Origin of the sequence: Polaribacter sp. Z022 (assembly GCF_023555495.1) — a bacterium.
Taxonomy (GTDB): domain Bacteria; phylum Bacteroidota; class Bacteroidia; order Flavobacteriales; family Flavobacteriaceae; genus Polaribacter.
Genome location: NZ_JALCZO010000005.1, coordinates 87,403 through 104,885 on the forward strand (window position 1 = coordinate 87,403; position 17,483 = coordinate 104,885).

A 17,483-nucleotide genomic window follows, 5' to 3' on the forward strand; every position below is an offset into this window, starting at 1 on the left:
TTTTGATTGTTAGAAAGATTGATTTAATGAAACGAATAGAAAAGTTTTTAAAGAAAAAAAAGTACTTTAAAATAAAACTAAAAAAAATGGCTACAAATCATTTAGAGTTAAAAGCAACTTTAAATGGTGTAAAAGGACGATTTATTTTAGATACTGGAGCCTCTAATTCTTGTGTAGGATTAGATTTAATAAGTCATTTTAATTTAGAAGCTCAAGAAAGCGAAACAAAAGCAGCAGGTGCAGGTGCTATAGATATGGAAACACTTCAATCTGATGATAATGTATTAAAAATTGGAGATTGGAAAACAAAGAAATGTCATTTAGTGCTATTCAATTTAACCCATGTAAATACTGCATTAGTACAACATAATGCTAAAGAAGTTCACGGAATTATTGGGGCAGATATTTTACAAAAAGGAAAAGCATTTATAGATTATAACAAGAATGTGTTGTATTTAAAAAAAACAAAGAAATAATAAATAAAATATATAGATATGAGTTTGCAAAAACAAGTAATGGATAAAATGAAAGAAGCAATGAAAGCAAAAGATGCTGTTGCTTTACAAGCTTTAAGAGCAGTAAAATCTGCATTTTTATTAGCCAAAACAGAAACTGGAGTTCAAGAAGAATTAACAGAAGAGCAAGAAACTAAAATAATTCAGAAACAAGTTAAACAAAGAAAAGATAGTGCTGCAATTTTTGTTAAACAAGGAAGAGAAGATTTAGCAGCTCCAGAATTGGCAGAAATTGCTGTTTTAGAGCAGTTTTTACCAGAAGCTTTATCTGAAGATAAAGTAGAAGAAGTTGTTGTAGCAGCAATTAAAAATTTAGGTGCCTCTGGTATGAAAGATATGGGAAAGGTTATGGGGGTTGTTTCTAAAGAGTTAGCAGGACAAGCAGATGGAAAATTAATTTCTACTTTAGTAAAAAAGAATTTAATGTAGTAATATTAGTTCTTTATAAACTTAAAAAAAAAGCTGAGTATTTCTAATTAGAAATACTCAGCTTTTTTTTGATATTTATTTCTATTAACTGATAAAAATCATCTTTTTACTCCTTATTTATACTGTAATTTGTAGTATAATTTATAGCCATACATTATGAGAAAAGAAGAACCTATTTCGACAATAATGGCAACTGATTTAGTTACATTAAGTATTAATGACGATTTAGTAACTGCAGAAAAATTATTTATTGATAATAAGATAAAACATATTCCTGTAGTAAAAGAAAAAGAAATCATTGGTATGTTAAGTTACACAGACTTACAAAGGGTAAGTTATGCAGATGTAAATGATGATGAAACTTCAATAGAAAGTTATGTATATAATACATTTTCTATAGAGCAAGTTATGGTTAAGAATATAATAGCAGTTCCGCCTTATACATCTATTAAAGATGTGGCAGATCTACTTACAAGAAAAGAATTTCACGCTTTACCAGTGGTTGAAGATTCTGAGTTAGTAGGAATAGTTACTACAAGGGATTTAGTAAAATATCTGGTCGCGAAATTATAGTGGTTTTTATATTGGTTAGTTAGTAAAAGAGAAGCTTGTTAAGCTTCTCTTTTCTTTATGTAAGCAGTTAATATTCTTTGAATATCTCTATTATCTTTTTGTGGTTGAATAAAGAACTGAAAATCTTCAGGGTTTTTTAGTTGGTTTGATTGTGCTATATCTAAATACCCAAAACCTTGATAAATTCCATCTAAAATAAGAGCAAAACCAATTTCGTTTTCGGTTCTACCTTTTTCTTTTAATACTAAATTTTCAGCACCAATACCAATAGATTTTATGGCTTTTTGTACTCTAATATTATAATCTTCAACAGATTCTTTATTACAACAAATACCTTTGCATTCTTTTATTTGATAATGAAAACAACCTGAAACATTGGTTTGTAAATGACAATATTTTGGACACAATTCAAACTCAGAACATAGGTTTTCTATATAAGTTCTTGCTTCTCCAATAGAGTAAAATTTCATTAATGGATTTGGAATTAATTTTAACCTGTTTGTAGCCAAATGAATAATTCCTTTTTGATCTTCATAAGAAAACAAACCAACAGCTTCACTTGCTCTTCTTTGTGCTCTATTAAATTTAGGGTATATGTGTTTTATTTCTGCAGATTCGTGTAATAAAGCTAGTAATTCACTACCCGTTTTTGTGTAAGAAATATCTGCAGTTTCTAAACACATTGTTTGCTCTTTTTTCTTTTTATCGTAAAAATGACTGATAACTCGTTGCTTAATATTATTGGCTTTACCAACATAAATTATTTCTTTTTCTATGTTTTTAAAGTAATATACGCCAAATGTTTCTGGTAAGTTATCAACTACTTTTTTGTCTAATAATGGAGGTAAAGTTGCTTGTCTAGATTTAGGATTTAAAAAAGAATTAATTGTAAAATTATTATCTCTTTCAATTAATCTTCTAAATAATTCTGTAGTAGCTTCAGCATCTCCTTTTGCTCTGTGTCTACCATTTATTGCAATATTTTCTACAGAACAAATATTACCCAAACTGTAAGAATTTAAACCAGGAATAATCTTTCTTGACAAACGAACAGTACATAGCTTTTTTCGTTTAAAATCGAACCCTAAGTTTTTAAATTCTTCTTGTATAATGTTATAATCGAAATTTACATTATGAGCCACAAAAATGGTGTCTTTTGTAATTTCTTCAACCTTTCTTGCTATTTCATAAAACTTTGGAGCATTTCTTACCATAGCATTTGTAATACCAGTAAGATTTGTAATAAAAGGAGGAATGTTTTGCTCTGGGTTTACTAAAGAAGTAAACTCATCAATAACAGTTTTTCCATCAAAAACAAAAATGGATATTTCGGTTATTTTAGAACCTTTATATCCATTTCCTGTTGTTTCTATGTCTATTACTGTATATAGCAATTATGCAATAATATTTTTTAAATCTGCTATTGTTTCTGTTGGGTTTTCTGCTCCAAAAACATAACTACCAGCTACTAAAACATTTGCTCCAGCTTCTATTAATTTGTTAGCGTTTTTGTTTGTAACTCCACCATCTATTTCTATTTGACAAGAAGATTCTGTAAACTCGATTAAGTGTTTTAACTGACTTACTTTTTTGTATGTGTTCTCTATAAAAGACTGTCCTCCAAAACCTGGATTTACACTCATAATACAAACTAAATCTAAATCTTCAATAATGTCTTCTAAAACTGCTATTGGTGTGTGTGGGTTTAGTGCAACTCCTGCTTTCATTCCTGCAGCTTTTATTGCTTGTATTGTTCTGTGTAAATGGGTACAAGCTTCATAATGTACCGTTAAAACATCTGCACCTAAATCTGCAAAAGTTTGTATGTACTGATCTGGGTTTACAATCATTAAATGAACATCAATTGTTTTAGTTGCATGTTTTGCAATTGCTTTTAAAACAGGCATTCCAAAAGAAATGTTTGGTACAAAAACACCATCCATAATATCAATATGAAACCAATCTGCTTCACTATTGTTTACCATTTCTATGTCTCTTTGTAGGTTAGCAAAATCTGCTGCTAAAACTGAAGGTGCAATTAAATTACTCATTAGGTTACTATTGTGTTGTGGTTTTTATTTTGCAAAGGTAATTAAATGGTTAGTTGATAAAAGAATATGAAGCGAATAATTTTTAAATAGGTTTAGCCCTGATTGAAGTGGCATCCTTTTTTGAAGAATGAGAAAAAGATATAACGTAAAGCAGGAAATAGCTTCAAAAAAAAACTCTCAAAAATGAATTTGAGAGTTTTAATTTTTATGATATGTAATGATTAACCTAAGTATGTCATTAATATTTTAGATCTAGAAGTATGTTTTAATCTTCTAATTGCTTTTTCTTTAATTTGACGAACACGCTCACGAGTTAAATCGAAAGTTTCTCCAATTTCTTCTAAAGTCATTGGTTGGTGTTCTCCTAAGCCAAAGTATAATTTTACAACATCTGCTTCTCTTGGAGTTAATGTTTCTAAGGCTCTGTTAATTTCTATTCTTAAAGATTCGTGTAATAAAACTCTATCTGGGTTTGGTGACTCACCAGAGTTTAATACATCGTATAAATTAGAATCTTCACCTTCAATTAATGGAGCATCCATAGATACATGGCGTCCTGAATTTTTCATAGATTCTTTTACGTCATTAACAGTCATGTCTAATTTCTTAGCAATTTCTTCTGCAGAAGGAGGACGCTCGTTTTCTTGTTCTAAGAAAGCGTACATTTTGTTAATTTTATTAATAGAACCAATTTTATTTAAAGGTAAACGTACAATTCTAGATTGTTCTGCTAATGCTTGTAAAATAGATTGACGAATCCACCAAACAGCATAAGAAATAAACTTAAAACCACGAGTTTCATCAAAACGTTTTGCAGCTTTAATTAAACCTAAGTTACCTTCATTAATTAAATCTGGTAATGTTAATCCTTGGTTTTGGTATTGTTTTGCTACAGAAACAACAAATCTTAAATTGGCTTTTGTTAATTTTTCTAAAGCTCTTTGGTCTCCGGCTTTAATAAGTTGAGCTAATTCTACTTCTTCATCTGCAGTAATTAGGTCTACTTTTCCAATTTCTTGTAAATATTTATCTAATGATGCAGTTTCTCTATTTGTAACCTGCTTGGTAATTTTAAGTTGTCTCATTTAATTATCTAGGTAGATTTAAGGATTAATATGATGTCACATTTAATTATACGTTAGAGTTTAAATAAATGTTACAAAAAAGTTTATTTTTTTTTAAATGCTCTTTTTTTACCATTCAACGATTAAATATTACAGCTAAACTTTTTTTTTCTTTTTGAGGTGACTTATTGTATTTATTTGTGTCATAAATATAACCGAATTGAAAACACTTGTATTAAAAAAGCTTACAGACGAAGATTTAGTCTTTAAAATTATAGAAACAAATAATGCTAAATTATTTGCTGAATTATATGACAGATTTTCTAAAGTTGTTTTTAATAAATGTTATGGTTTTTCTAAAAGTAAAGAAGAAGCAGAAGATTTAACACATGATGTTTTTGTTAGGCTATTTGTGAAGCTAAGAACCTTTAAAGGTAATTCTAAGTTTTCTACATGGTTATATTCTTTTACATACAATTTTTGTGTAAATTATGTTCAAAGAAATGCCTATAAGAAAAAAGAAAAAATTACGGTTGTTACAGATCAAATTAAGGATGATGCTTTTGAAGAAATTGATGATGCTACATTATTAGATTTAAAGTCTGATAAATTAGCAAAAGTTTTAACTTTATTAGAGCCAGAAGAAAAAATGATTTTATTAATGAAATATCAAGATGATATGAAAATTAAAGAAATTATGGAAGCTTTACAAGTTGGTGAAAGTGCAGTTAAAATGAGAATTAAAAGAGCAAAAGCAAAGGTTTTAAAAATTTATGATGAGCTGTAAAAAATATGAAAAATTCTTTTAAGAAAATCCTCACAAACCATGAGGTCCCTAAAGTTCTAAAGAACAAAATACTAGATGATATTGGCATGATTAGACTTACGTTTGACATTGCTGATATTTTTTTAATGAAATATCCAGGTACAATTTCCGACTATTATATTAGTCAAGAAATGGTAAATTCTGCAAAAAAATGATTAACTTAAAGACTTGATAGAGAGTTGGGGGACAATCTATCATTAGTGATATTTTTATCACAAAAAAAGAGACCGTGAAAACGGTCTCTTTTGAATTTTAATAAGTTTTTTATTTAGAAAAGCCCATTAATTTGAGCATCTATTCTATCAATTATATAGCCTAAATCTTCTTGGTTGTCAACAAAATCTAAATTGTCTACATCTATTATTAGTAATTTACCTTTTGTGTATTTAGATATCCAAGCTTCATAACGTTCATTTAATCTACTTAAATAATCAATGCTTATAGAGTTTTCATAATCTCTTCCTCTTTTATGAATTTGACCTACCAAAGTAGAAATATCTGCACGTAAATAAATTAATAAATCTGGTGGTTTTACTAAATTTTCCATTAACTCAAATAAAGAACTATAATTGCTATAATCTCTATTTGTCATTAAACCCATGGCATGTAAATTTGGAGCAAAAATATGAGCATCTTCGTATATAGTTCTATCCTGAATAATCTTATTTCCAGATTCTCTTAATTCTAATATTTGACGAAATCTACTATTTAAAAAGTAAACTTGTAAGTTAAAAGACCAACGTTCCATTTCTGTATAAAAATCATCTAAATAAGGATTTTCATCTACAGATTCAAAATGTGGTTTCCATTTGTAATGTTTGGCTAATAGTTTGGTTAGCGTAGTTTTACCTGCGCCAATGTTTCCTGCAATTGCAACGTGCATAAGTTAAATTCTAATAAGATTAAAAGGGATGCTAAAATAGTAAAAAATATAGACAGAAATGGCTTAACAAATTAATTTATATCCAAAACCTCGCACATTTATAATTTGTATATCAGAATCGCTTTTTAATTTTTTTCTTAATTTACTTATAAAAACATCCATACTACGTGCGTTAAAAAAATCATCATTACCCCATAATTTATTTAAAATAAAAGTTCTATCTAAAATTTGATTTTTCTTTTCTTGTAAATGGTATAGCAATTGAGCTTCTCTACTTGTTAATTGTTGTTTTTCATTTGCAAATAATAATGTTTGTTTGGTGTAGTTAAAAAGGTATTTACCAATTGCTAATTCTTCAACATTAGTTTTTAATGTTATTCTATTTAATAAAGATTTAATTCTAACAATTAATTCTTCCATAGAAAAAGGTTTTTTTAAATAATCATTTCCTCCAAGATTAAACCCTTCTAAAACATCTGATGTTTGCGATTTAGCTGTTAAAAAAATAATAGGTATTGTTTTGTCTGTTTTTCTAATCTCTTTGGCTAAAGTAAAACCATCTTTTAAAGGCATCATAACATCTAAAACTAAAATATCTGGTTTTTCTTCTAGATAAATTTTAGATGCTTCTTCTCCATTTAAAGCATGAAAAACAGTAAAATTTCTAGTTTCTAAACTTTCTTTTACAATCATTCCAAGACTTGCTTCATCTTCAGCTAAAAGAACTTTTATTTTATTCATTTGGAATGTTTATTTTAAAGATGGTGTTGTTTTTATTTGAAGACAAAGTAATTTTACCAAGATGTTTTTCAATAATTTTTTTACAATAGTACAATCCAATTCCAAAGCCTTTAACGTTATGAGTATTTCCTTTTGGTACTCTGTAAAATTTATCAAAAACCTTGTCTTGTTGGGTTTTATCAATTCCTTTTCCATTATCTGCAATAGAAATTTCTAATGTACTTAAAATTGCGTTTATGTTTATTTCAATATTGTTACCTCCATATTTTATGGCATTATCAATTAAATTAGAAATTACATTTTCAAAATGAAATACATCTACATTAGCATAAATAGGTTTAGTATTTGTTGTAAAAATTAGTTCTTTATTTTGCGTTAGTAACTTGTGTTTGTTTACCAATCTTTCAACAATATCTACAACATCTATAGATTCTTTTTTTAGCATTAACTGCTCACTGTCTAAGGTGGCAGTTTCTAATAGTTTTTCTACCATCTGATTCAATTTTTTTAACTGAATGGATGACATAGAAATGTATTTTTTTGTTTTGGCAGTATCTTCTAAAGCATTAAAGTTTTCAATAGCTTCAATTGCTGTAGATACTGTTGCAATTGGGGTTTTAAACTCGTGGGTAATATTACTGATTAAATCATTTTTTATAGCTGCTAAATCTTTTTGCTGATTGATTACTTTTAGTAAATAAAACAAGCAAGAAATAATTAAAACAGATAATAAAAGCGATAACAATATACCTGTAGAACTTCTTTTTAAAGCTTCTAAATTAGGGTTGTTGTATTGAAGTTTAAACTCTTCATTTTGTTTTAAAAAAGTAGATTTTGATGAAATACTGTTTAAAAAACTCTCTGTATTTAATGAGTTTTGAGAAGCATGAAAAAGCGTGTCATGCTTATAGTGATTAAAAACAAATTTTAACGGAATATTTTTCTTTTCCAATTGATTTTCAATTAAAGAATCTAACTGTTTGTACTCTATAACTTCTGAAGTTACAGATAGAAAAATAGGTTTTAAACTCTTAATTAATTTTATGCTATCTGCAGATTTTTTACCCGAAAAATATTTGATACCAGTATGATTATTATGTAAAACTTTTTTTGAAATCTTAATTTCAGGTTTTTTGTTTTCAGATAAACCTTTGGCAAAATCTAAGAGTATAGAATCTGTTTTTCTAAAGTCTTCATTATCATCTGTTGTAAAAGAAATATTGGTAATTTCAAATTTTGATTTTTTAGCAGATGTATCTTTTTTTATAATAGATTTTATTTTTTGAAACTGTTTAGATTTATTAAAAACAGAATCGAATTTTATATTACTAATGTAGTTAGAATCAGATTTTTTACTATTAATATTTATTATAGTAGTAATTTCTTCTTTTGCCAATTTAGAAAAATATTCTTCTATTGCATTGTCTAAACTTAACTGAATTTCATTGGTAACTTGTTGTTTGTTTTCTTCGTAGTTTTTATAATTCCAATAAAACTGTACAGCAATTGTGGTAACAATTGTTGCAGTTATAAAATATAAAATCCATTGAAATTTCTTGGTATTCATAATTCAAAGATAATCAGTAAAAATTATAAAATCACTTGGTTAACACTCGTTAACACTCATTAACTAAGATGTTTTTATTTCTGTAAGATATTTGTAATCGTTAAAAACCAACTAAATCAAAATTATGAAGAAACTATTTTTAATTCTGTTTGTATTTACTTATTCAACTTTTTATGCTCAAGAAAAACCTGTAGCAGAAATGCATTTTATAGAAAGTACTGTAAAAAGTTTAAAGTTTTCAGTTGATTCTCCAGAAGAATTTAAAACTATTAATTGGAAAGATATAAAAGATATATTTTCTGAAAATAAAAAAACAGACACAATTTCTATAGGGTTTGAATTAAACAAAAGCGCTAAAAATAAGCAACAATACAGTTTTTCAATTAAAGGGATTTCTGAAAATGTAGATGGATTGATAAGTCTTTCTAAAAAAGCAATTAAAACTTTAAATAAATTATAAAAAATGAAAAAACTAATATCATTATCAATTTTGTTTGTTACAATTTCTGCTTACGCTCAAAATTTTTCGGGTAAAGCTACTTATAAAACTAGCAGAAAATCTAATTTTAAAATTGGAGGAGAAAAATCGACAATGTCTGATGCTCAAAAAAAAGAAATAGAAGCTAGAATAAGAAAAATGAGTCAGAGAACTTTTGTTTTAGAATTCGATAAATCTACTTCAATTTATAAAGAAGAAGTAAAACTTAATGCCCCAAAACCACAAATGGGAGGTGTTAGAGTAATGTCTTTTGGATCTGGTAATTCAGGTGCTTTTTATAAAAACCTTAAAGAAAAAAGATATGCCAATAAAACAGAAATTATGGGAAAAGCTTTTTTAGTAAAAGACTCCTTACCAAATTACGAATGGCAATTATCTTCAGAAACTAAAAATATTGGTAATTACACTTGCTACAAAGCTACTTTTACAAGAGAAGTAGAAAACGTAAATATGTCTTTAGTTAATGGTGTGCCAAAAGAAGAAAAGAAAATGCAAACAATTGTTACAACTGCTTGGTATACAACTCAAGTTCCTATAAGTAATGGACCATCAGATTATCAAGGTTTACCAGGTTTAATCTTAGAAATAAATGATGGAACAACAACAATTGTTTGTACAGAAATTGTAATAAATCCATCAGAAAAAATAAAAATAATAGAGCCAGAAAAGGGGAAAGTTGTAACCCAAGAAAAGTATGATAAAATTAGTGAGGCTAAGGCAAAAGAAATGATGGAAAGGTTTAAATCTAAAAACGGTAATGGTATAGAAATTAGAATTGGAGGATAATTTTTAAAGAAAAATTAAACTTTTAGGTTTTATTTAAGTCTTATCTAATGTAATTAGATTTATTTTACTAAAAATTAAACTTAAAAACGCATGAAACCATTATTTACATTCATTTTTACATTTGTTACTGTTGTAACTTTTGCACAAAAAGATTTTCAAGGAAAAGCAACTTATATGTCTAAAACTACAATAGACATGACTAATTTTGGTAGACCTGGAGGTCCTAAAATGACAGAAGCCAGAAAAAAACAAATTGCAGAAAGAATGAAATCGATGTTAGAAAAAACATTTATTTTAACTTTTAATAAAACTTCATCAATATATAAAGAAGATGCAAAATTGGCTGCTCCAAATGTTGGTGGTGGAAGTAGATTTATGGGAATGATGGGTGGAAGTGGTGTAAAATATAAAAACACTAAAGATAAAGTTGCATTAGAATCTACAGAGTTTTTTGGAAAAAAGTTTTTAGTTTCTGATGAAATGAAAACTCCAGAATGGGAATTAGGAAGTGAAACCAAACAAATAGGTAACTACACATGTTTTAAGGCTACTTTAATTAAAGAGGTAGATCCTTTAGATTTTTCTAACATGAGAAGAAGAGATGATAAAAAGAAAAATGATGCAAAAAAGGATTCTTCTAATGTTGTTAAAGTAACCGAAGAAATTGAAATGCCAAAACAAATAGTTGTAACTGCTTGGTATACTCCACAGATTCCTGTAAGCAATGGTCCTGGAGAATATTGGGGATTACCAGGTTTAATTTTAGAAATTAACTCTGGTAGAACTACAGTTTTATGTACAGAAATTGTAATTAATCCTTCAGAAAAAGAAGAAATTAAAGCACCAACAAAAGGAAAAAAAATTAAAAGAGAAGATTATACAACTACTGTAAAAAAGAAAATGGAAGAAATGAGAGAAATGTTTAGAAATAGAAGAGGTAGAGGAAATGGTAGAGGACGTCATTAATCTTAATAAATAAAAAATATTTTATGAAAAAATTACTAGTTCTAACCATTTTCATGGTTACATTATTTACCAATGCTCAAATTAAACTTACAGGAGTTGTAAAAGACAGTATTGGTGAAGCTTTAGAAATGGCTAATGTTTTAGCTATTAATAAAACTACAAAAAAAATGGCATCTTATGGTTTTACTGATGCTAAAGGAAATTATAAATTAGACTTAGATAGAAACGGAATTTTTACAATTAAAATTAGTTATGTTGGTATGAAAACAGCTGATTTTGAAGTAGAAACAAAAGATAAAAATATTGTAAAAAATGTAACTTTAGCTTACGATAATACTTTAGACGAAATTAATATTGTTTCTAAAATGCCAGTAACTATAAAAGGAGATACCATTATTTATAATGCAGATTCTTTTAAAAATGGTTCTGAAAGGAAATTAGAAGATGTTTTAAAGAAAATTCCTGGAATGGAAGTGAATGATGAAGGAGAGATTGAGGTAGAAGGGAAAAAGGTTGGAAAACTTATGGTAGATGGTAAAGATTTTTTTGATGGCGATACAAAATTGGCTACAAAAAATATACCAGCCAATGCAATTGATAAAGTTCAGGTTTTAAAGAATTATGGAGAAGTAAATCAACTTAGAGGTGTTCAAAACAACGAAGATAATATTGCTTTAAATATTCAATTAAAAAAAGGGAAAAAGAATTTTTGGTTTGGAGATGTAACAGTTGGAGGTGGAGATTCTGATAGAGAGTCTTTATATGTTTTACAACCAAAGTTGTTTTATTATAGTCCAAAATATAGTGTAAATGTTATTGGAGACTTAAACAATATTGGAGAATTAGTTTTTAGCAGAAGAGATGCTAGAAATTTTTCTGGAGGTTTTAGAAGCCCGAGTGCAAGTAGTGGTACAAATATTAGTTTAGGAGATAATGACATAGGTTTTTTAACATTACAAAATAACAGAGCCAATTCTATAGACTCTAAATTATTGGCAACAAACTTTAGTTATTCGCCTAAAAAGACATTAGATTTAAGTGGATTTGCAATTTTTAGTAATAGTAAAATTCAAACACTACAAAATAGTTCTGTACTTTATACAGACCCAAGTTTGGGTATTCCAGATGAAACTACAACCAATAATACCATTCAAAATACAACAACTAGCTTGTTTAAACTGAGTGCAAATTATAAGCCAGATGTTAATAATCAATTAGATTATGATTTTTATGCAAGAACCTCAACAGATAGTCAAGATCAAGATTTTTTCTCATCAAACTTAGGTGTTATCAAACAAGAACAAAGTGGAACACCATTTAGTATTAATCAGAATTTTAATTATTACTATACTTTAAATGAAAAAAATATTTTTGCTTTTTCTGCACAATCTTTAATTCAAGATGAAGATCCATTATATAATGCTATTTTAGAAGATAAGGCTAGTTACTCTAATACAGGAGATGCTTTAGGTTTAGATAATTTGCAAACAGGTTATAATATTAATCAAGGTAAAAGAGTTAAAACAGGGCAAATAGATGCAAAGTTAGATTATTGGAATGTTTTAAATGATAAAAGTAATATCAACTTTACTTTAGGAACAATTTACAGCAAACAAAGTTTTGATTCTGATATTTTTCAAAGATTAGATGATGGTTCAGAATTCAATCCAACTCCTGTAGAGTCTTTATTACCAGATGGTTTTGTAGATCCGCAAAACATTAATAATATAGACTATAAATTTACAGATCTTTATTTAGGAACACATTATCAGTTTAAAACAGGGAAATTTACCATTACACCTGGTTTTACAGCTCATATTTATAATGTAGAAAATGATCAATTTAGTATAAATACTAAAGATAACTTTTTTAGATTATTACCAGATTTTAATATGAGAATTAGTTTAAAACAAAGCGAAAATATTTCTTTAACATATAGAATGCAAACTCAGTTTACAGACGTAAATCAATTTGCTAAAGGATTAGTTTTAAATAATTATAATTCTATTTTTTCTGGGAATCCAGAGTTAGAAAATGCATTGTCTCATAATGTTAACTTACGTTATTTTAGTTTTAATATGTTTAACTATACAAATGTATTTGCTTTTATAAACTACAATAAAAGGATGGATCAGGTTACCACAAATGCTCAGTTTAACCCTGGAAGTGTAGTAAGTGTTAGATCTCCAGAAAACTCTCAATTTGCAAATGAATCTTTAACTTTTAGTGGACGTTTTCAAAAAACATTTAGAAAATATAGAGCTTCTTTAAACACAAGTTTGTCTTATAGTAAATATGCTCAAGAAGTTAATAACAAAGTGTCTAATAATAAAAGTTTTACTCAAACTTATAGATCTAGTTTTGGTACCAATTTTACTAAAGCACCAAATGTAACTTTAAACTATACATTTAGATTACAAAATAGTGATTTAGGAGAAAGAAATACTAAAAGATATACAAACACTCCTTCTATTCAATTTGATGCTTATATATGGGAAAAGTTAACTTTTAGAACAGAATATGAATATTCTGGTTTAAGTGATGGTACAGATACTTTAAACAGTTTCGATTTTTGGGATGCTTCTTTAATTTATAGATCTAATAAAGATAGTAAATGGGAATACCAATTAAAAGCAACAAACTTATTAGATACTAGATCTCAAAGTAATGCAAGCATTGGTAGTTTTTCTGTAAACACTGTAGATTATTTTATACAACCAAGGTTTTTAACTCTTAGAATGATTTATCAATTATAGTAAATCTTTCTATATAAATAAAAATGGCTCAATTTATTGAGCCATTTTTATTTTGTTTATTTACTTTTACAAAATGAGTTTATTAGCATCCAATTCTTCATTTTATGCAACCTTTAAAAGTTTAGGTGCATTATATGCGTTCATCTTTTTTGGCCTATTTTTAGATAGTTATATCATAGTAAATTTAACAGAAAACGCTCAACTTTTTGCAAATATTAGTATGCTTACTGGGTTTGCTATTACTTTTTGGCAAGTTAATTCAAGAGTAAGAGAACAAATGATTTATGCAGTGTTAATAGCAATTGTAGGAGAATATTTGTTTTCTATAGTATTGGGTATGTATACTTATAGATTAGGAAACGTACCACATTATGTGCCTCCAGGTCATGCTTTAGTTTACGTAGGTGTTCTTTATTTTTCTAAAGCATCATCTATTATAAAAAATCGTAAAAAGATTGAAAAATTCTTTACCATATTTATTATAATTTATGCAACTGCGTTTTTAGTTTTTACCAATGATGTTTTTGGTTTTGTAATGACAGCTGCAACTTTATTAATTTTAAGAAATAAACCTAGAGAAAGACTATTTTATTTAACAATGTACATTACAGTTGCTTATTTAGAAATTATAGGTACCAATTATTTATGTTGGAAATGGCCTTCTACAGCTTGGGGTGTTTTTGATTTTTTACCTAGTTTTAATCCTCCAAGTGGAATAAGTTTCTTTTATTTTGGATTAGATTTAGGAACTTTGTGGTTGTATAAAAAGCGACATAAAATAGCTTGGTTAAGAATGAAGAATATTAGAAAAATAAGGTTTAATAATTCAATTTCTTCAAACTAAAGTTTGCATAGTTTCGTTATTAAATAAAATCAATTCATTTTTGTTGTATGTCTATTAAAGTTTCTCAAGTTTCAAAATTATATAACACTCAAAAAGCTTTAAATTCTATTTCTTTTTCTGCAGAAAAAGGACAGATTATTGGCTTTTTAGGTCCAAATGGAGCAGGGAAATCTACCATGATGAAAATCTTAACAGGTTTTATAAAACCTAATTTAGGAGAAGTAATTGTAAATGATGTAAATGTTATACAAAATCCTATAGAAGCTCAAAAATCTATTGGATATTTACCAGAGCACAATCCTTTATACAAAGAAATGTATGTACGTGAGTATTTACAATTTCAAGCTTCAATTTTTAAAATTGCTAAAAGTGAAATAGAAACTTGCATAGAAAAAGTTGGTTTAACATTAGAAGCAAATAAAAAAATAAACCAATTATCTAAAGGGTACCAACAAAGAGTTGGTTTAGCAGCAGCTATATTGCACAATCCTTCAGTTTTAATTTTAGACGAACCTACAACAGGTTTAGACCCTAATCAATTAGTAGAAATTAGAGCGTTAATTAAAGAATTAGGTAAAGATAAAACAGTACTTTTTTCTACGCACATAATGCAAGAAGTTGAAGCTGTTTGTGATAGAGTAATTATAATAAAAAAAGGAGAACTTTTAGTTGATAAAAAATTAGCTGATTTAAAAGAAGGAAACCAACAAATAATTGTTGTTACTTTTGATTATAAAATTGAAGAACAGTTTATTAGTAGATTGCCAAACGTAATTTCGTATAAAAATAATTATGACAATACTTGGTATATAACTTTTGAGAGTAAAGAAGATATGAGACCAACAGTTTTTGATTTTGCTCATGAAAACGGTTTAAAAATTCTTGGATTGAATACACAAAACAAGAATTTAGAAACCTTATTTAGAGAAGTAACTGCTTAGTTATTTAATTTGTTAAATATTGATATGCCTCTAAAACTGTAGGAAAAAGCATAACACTTCCTGCTTTAGTTAATTCTTCACCAGAATATTGTGTTGTAATTCCAATAGGTGTCATTCCTGCTTGTTTAGCAGCACTTGTACCTGTTAAACTATCTTCAAAAACCCAAATGTCTTTAAAATCTTCTTCCTTAAATTTTAATGCTTTTGCTAAAGTTATATAAGCTTCTGGAGATGGTTTTGGCTTTTCGTAATCTTCAAAACCAAAAACAGTTTTAAAGTTTAAGTCTAAATGTTCTATACTGTTTTTTAAAAACTGTTTAGTTGCATTACTAGCAATTCCATAAGGTATATTTTCTTTAGATAAATAGGTAGTGATTTCATGAATACCAGGTAACAAAGTAGGAATTGTAAAATGAGAATTTAGATGTTTTTCTTTTAATAAGTATAAAGCGTCAGTTTGTTCTTCTTTACCTATTGTACTGCAAAAATGATTAGAAATTACTCTTGGAGTTTTTCCTATACAACTTGTAGGAAAAGGCTCTATATCTTGGTTAAATAATTCTTTAAAAGCAGATGTCCAAGCTGAATAATGACTTTTAAAACTATCTACAATAACTCCATCAAAATCAAATAAAAATCCTTTAGGTAATGCCATCAATTGTTTGTTTTTTCGTTGAATAATTCCGTTAAATACGGGTTTAAAAATTTATTAGTTGGGTCAAGTTTTTTTCTTAAAAGTTTAAATTCGTCCCATTTTTCATATACGTTTGATAATTCTGAATCTTTGGCTTTAAAACGTTTAGCCCAATGAGGTTTACCTCCATGTTTTAAAAATATTTTTTCTATACTTTTAAATGCTTCATAACTATCTGCAGAAGCTGCATTTCTAGAAACACAACCCATGGTAACAGTGTCTTTTTTATAAGCATAACTTAACCAAGAGTTGTCTTTATACACAAAACGAATATCCATTGGTATATGAATAAATGATTTGTTAGACCATTTGTTGATTACAGTTTTTAATTCCTCAAAAACTTTAGGAAATTCCTCTAAACCAATTGTCCATTCTGCTAATTCTAATGTAGAACCTCTAGATTTTGTAACAGTTGCTTGGTATAAGGAACCTTTGTGTTCTTTAGTTCTACTAAAAAAACCTTTGTATAAAAGTTTATTTGCAATGGCTGTAAACCATGGAAAAATATGTGTGTATTTATATAATATTTTTGAAGCTTTTCTTCTATGTCTTAAAAAAGGTGAGCCTAATTCCTCCTTAATTTTTAATTCAGGATTAATTTTATCACCTGTTATTACATATCCTTTATTGGTATGAGGTAACCATAAAATTCTAAGAAAATCATGTTTTTTTAAACGTTCTTTTATTTTTGGTAACCACTCTTTATCATTTTCAGGACCTTCTTTTATGTGTAGAGTGTAAATAGATTCGCATTGAAAAGTAACTGTAGATAATACTCCTAAAACACCTAAAGAAACTTTAAAAGCATCCATTAATTGGTCTTTAGCAGATATTTCTTTTATAGAACCATCTGCTAAAATATAAGAACAGTTTTTAATATATTCACTTAATAATTTTCCACTTGTACCATGAGTTCCTGTAGCTAAAGCACCACCAATTGTTATTGTATTAATATCTGGTAAACATGGTATACACCAACCTTTTGCTTCAATAGCTTCTATTAAATCTCCTAAAATAATTCCAGATTGTACAGTAATAGTTTTTTCAGAATCAGAATATGATAAAACTTGATTGTAAGGTTTAATATCAATTAAAGTAGCTGCACCAGAGGCAATATCAGAAGAAGATTGTTTGTTTCCAAAAACACGAATTTTTTCTGAATTTCGTACAATATCTTGTAACTCTTTTTCAGAAGAAATTTTATAAAGCGTTTTGTAATTGTGTGTAAGATTTTCGTTCCAACTTACCCAAGTACCGTTATTATTTTGATTCACTTAATTTACTAAAATTGATGTTACAAAAATAGACATTAATCTTTTTTTAGAACAAGTTTTGCAATTAAGTATTT

At 27.4% G+C, this 17,483-nt stretch carries 18 protein-coding genes; 10 read left to right on the top strand and 8 right to left on the bottom strand.

Features of this window, described 5'->3' with window-relative positions; translation table 11 throughout:
• Window positions 1–26 precede the first annotated feature (26 nt).
• The 3 genes from MPF13_RS12140 (at window position 27) to MPF13_RS12150 (ending at window position 1,517) form a co-directional block, all read left to right on the top strand.
• Window positions 27–476, top strand: a complete 450-nt coding sequence (locus MPF13_RS12140; protein WP_249982855.1) for a retropepsin-like aspartic protease — start codon at window positions 27–29, stop codon at window positions 474–476.
• An 18-nt stretch (window positions 477–494) separates the two neighbouring features.
• On the top strand, window positions 495–944 hold the full coding sequence (locus MPF13_RS12145; protein WP_249982857.1) for a GatB/YqeY domain-containing protein: 450 nt from the start codon (window positions 495–497) through the stop codon (window positions 942–944).
• Between the two features lie 156 nt (window positions 945–1,100).
• Entirely contained in the window at window positions 1,101–1,517 is a 417-nt protein-coding gene (locus MPF13_RS12150; RefSeq protein WP_249982858.1) for a CBS domain-containing protein, read from the top strand.
• A 38-nt stretch (window positions 1,518–1,555) separates the two neighbouring features.
• Here the strand turns inward: MPF13_RS12150 and MPF13_RS12155 are convergent, their stop codons facing one another.
• The 3 genes from MPF13_RS12155 to MPF13_RS12165 all read right to left on the bottom strand — a co-directional run bounded on the left by MPF13_RS12155 (window position 1,556) and on the right by MPF13_RS12165 (window position 4,653).
• Window positions 1,556–2,911 (bottom strand): exonuclease domain-containing protein, encoded by a 1,356-nt coding sequence (locus MPF13_RS12155; RefSeq protein WP_249982860.1) that lies wholly within the window; start codon window positions 2,909–2,911, stop codon window positions 1,556–1,558.
• Window positions 2,912–3,568, bottom strand: coding sequence for a ribulose-phosphate 3-epimerase (gene rpe, locus MPF13_RS12160; protein ID WP_249982862.1), 657 nt, complete (start codon window positions 3,566–3,568; stop codon window positions 2,912–2,914).
• A 221-nt stretch (window positions 3,569–3,789) separates the two neighbouring features.
• A complete protein-coding gene (locus tag MPF13_RS12165) occupies window positions 3,790–4,653 on the bottom strand; it encodes a sigma-70 family RNA polymerase sigma factor (RefSeq protein ID WP_018942691.1) in 864 nt (287 codons plus the stop codon).
• A 199-nt stretch (window positions 4,654–4,852) separates the two neighbouring features.
• Between MPF13_RS12165 and MPF13_RS12170 the strand changes: the two genes are divergently transcribed.
• Complete coding sequence (locus MPF13_RS12170) at window positions 4,853–5,419, top strand: RNA polymerase sigma factor (protein WP_249982863.1); 567 nt, start codon at window positions 4,853–4,855, stop codon at window positions 5,417–5,419.
• Between the two features lie 307 nt (window positions 5,420–5,726).
• Here the strand turns inward: MPF13_RS12170 and MPF13_RS12175 are convergent, their stop codons facing one another.
• From MPF13_RS12175 to MPF13_RS12185, 3 genes are all read right to left on the bottom strand, one after another.
• The gene (locus tag MPF13_RS12175) at window positions 5,727–6,341 is read right to left on the bottom strand and encodes a deoxynucleoside kinase (protein WP_249982865.1); all 615 of its coding nucleotides are present in this window, start codon (window positions 6,339–6,341) and stop codon (window positions 5,727–5,729) included.
• A gap of 63 nt (window positions 6,342–6,404) precedes the next feature.
• The gene (locus MPF13_RS12180; protein ID WP_249982867.1) at window positions 6,405–7,082 is read right to left on the bottom strand and encodes a response regulator transcription factor; all 678 of its coding nucleotides are present in this window, start codon (window positions 7,080–7,082) and stop codon (window positions 6,405–6,407) included.
• Window positions 7,075–8,649: a sensor histidine kinase gene (locus MPF13_RS12185; protein WP_249982869.1), complete on the bottom strand. Its 1,575-nt coding sequence runs from the start codon at window positions 8,647–8,649 to the stop codon at window positions 7,075–7,077. Before MPF13_RS12185 ends, MPF13_RS12180 begins: the two co-directional genes overlap by 8 nt.
• A gap of 124 nt (window positions 8,650–8,773) precedes the next feature.
• Here MPF13_RS12185 and MPF13_RS12190 point away from each other — a divergent pair, with 124 nt between their 5' ends.
• The 6 genes from MPF13_RS12190 to gldA all read left to right on the top strand — a co-directional run bounded on the left by MPF13_RS12190 (window position 8,774) and on the right by gldA (window position 15,441).
• Window positions 8,774–9,109 (top strand): hypothetical protein, encoded by a 336-nt coding sequence (locus MPF13_RS12190; RefSeq protein WP_249982870.1) that lies wholly within the window; start codon window positions 8,774–8,776, stop codon window positions 9,107–9,109.
• A 3-nt stretch (window positions 9,110–9,112) separates the two neighbouring features.
• Window positions 9,113–9,934, top strand: a complete 822-nt coding sequence (locus MPF13_RS12195) for a GLPGLI family protein (protein ID WP_249982872.1) — start codon at window positions 9,113–9,115, stop codon at window positions 9,932–9,934.
• A 90-nt stretch (window positions 9,935–10,024) separates the two neighbouring features.
• Window positions 10,025–10,900 (top strand): GLPGLI family protein, encoded by an 876-nt coding sequence (locus tag MPF13_RS12200; RefSeq protein ID WP_249982874.1) that lies wholly within the window; start codon window positions 10,025–10,027, stop codon window positions 10,898–10,900.
• A gap of 23 nt (window positions 10,901–10,923) precedes the next feature.
• On the top strand, window positions 10,924–13,656 hold the full coding sequence (locus tag MPF13_RS12205) for a carboxypeptidase-like regulatory domain-containing protein (protein ID WP_249982876.1): 2,733 nt from the start codon (window positions 10,924–10,926) through the stop codon (window positions 13,654–13,656).
• A gap of 73 nt (window positions 13,657–13,729) precedes the next feature.
• On the top strand, window positions 13,730–14,500 hold the full coding sequence (locus MPF13_RS12210; protein ID WP_249982877.1) for a hypothetical protein: 771 nt from the start codon (window positions 13,730–13,732) through the stop codon (window positions 14,498–14,500).
• 47 nt (window positions 14,501–14,547) lie between these two features.
• A complete protein-coding gene (gldA, locus tag MPF13_RS12215) occupies window positions 14,548–15,441 on the top strand; it encodes a gliding motility-associated ABC transporter ATP-binding subunit GldA (protein ID WP_249982879.1) in 894 nt (297 codons plus the stop codon).
• A 4-nt stretch (window positions 15,442–15,445) separates the two neighbouring features.
• Here the strand turns inward: gldA and MPF13_RS12220 are convergent, their stop codons facing one another.
• Entirely contained in the window at window positions 15,446–16,096 is a 651-nt protein-coding gene (locus MPF13_RS12220; protein ID WP_249982881.1) for an HAD family hydrolase, read from the bottom strand.
• Window positions 16,096–17,409, bottom strand: a complete 1,314-nt coding sequence (locus tag MPF13_RS15665) for a D-arabinono-1,4-lactone oxidase (RefSeq protein ID WP_249982883.1) — start codon at window positions 17,407–17,409, stop codon at window positions 16,096–16,098. Before MPF13_RS15665 ends, MPF13_RS12220 begins: the two co-directional genes overlap by 1 nt.
• Window positions 17,410–17,483 lie beyond the last annotated feature (74 nt).

Excerpts from the sequence above, each read along its gene's own strand:
- MPF13_RS12190 (WP_249982870.1), top strand. The coding sequence starts at position 8,774 with ATGAAGAAACTATTTTTAATTCTGTTTGTATTTACTTATTCAACTTTT.
- MPF13_RS12140 (WP_249982855.1), top strand. The coding sequence starts at position 27 with ATGAAACGAATAGAAAAGTTTTTAAAGAAAAAAAAGTACTTTAAAATA.
- MPF13_RS12210 (WP_249982877.1), top strand. The coding sequence starts at position 13,730 with ATGAGTTTATTAGCATCCAATTCTTCATTTTATGCAACCTTTAAAAGT.
- gldA (WP_249982879.1), top strand. The coding sequence starts at position 14,548 with ATGTCTATTAAAGTTTCTCAAGTTTCAAAATTATATAACACTCAAAAA.
- MPF13_RS12185 (WP_249982869.1), bottom strand. The coding sequence starts at position 8,649 with ATGAATACCAAGAAATTTCAATGGATTTTATATTTTATAACTGCAACA.
- MPF13_RS12175 (WP_249982865.1), bottom strand. The coding sequence starts at position 6,341 with ATGCACGTTGCAATTGCAGGAAACATTGGCGCAGGTAAAACTACGCTA.
- MPF13_RS12180 (WP_249982867.1), bottom strand. The coding sequence starts at position 7,082 with ATGAATAAAATAAAAGTTCTTTTAGCTGAAGATGAAGCAAGTCTTGGA.
- MPF13_RS12165 (WP_018942691.1), bottom strand. The coding sequence starts at position 4,653 with ATGAGACAACTTAAAATTACCAAGCAGGTTACAAATAGAGAAACTGCA.
- MPF13_RS12205 (WP_249982876.1), top strand. The coding sequence starts at position 10,924 with ATGAAAAAATTACTAGTTCTAACCATTTTCATGGTTACATTATTTACC.
- MPF13_RS12195 (WP_249982872.1), top strand. The coding sequence starts at position 9,113 with ATGAAAAAACTAATATCATTATCAATTTTGTTTGTTACAATTTCTGCT.
- MPF13_RS12145 (WP_249982857.1), top strand. The coding sequence starts at position 495 with ATGAGTTTGCAAAAACAAGTAATGGATAAAATGAAAGAAGCAATGAAA.
- MPF13_RS12200 (WP_249982874.1), top strand. The coding sequence starts at position 10,025 with ATGAAACCATTATTTACATTCATTTTTACATTTGTTACTGTTGTAACT.
- rpe (WP_249982862.1), bottom strand. The coding sequence starts at position 3,568 with ATGAGTAATTTAATTGCACCTTCAGTTTTAGCAGCAGATTTTGCTAAC.
- MPF13_RS12150 (WP_249982858.1), top strand. The coding sequence starts at position 1,101 with ATGAGAAAAGAAGAACCTATTTCGACAATAATGGCAACTGATTTAGTT.
- MPF13_RS12220 (WP_249982881.1), bottom strand. The coding sequence starts at position 16,096 with ATGGCATTACCTAAAGGATTTTTATTTGATTTTGATGGAGTTATTGTA.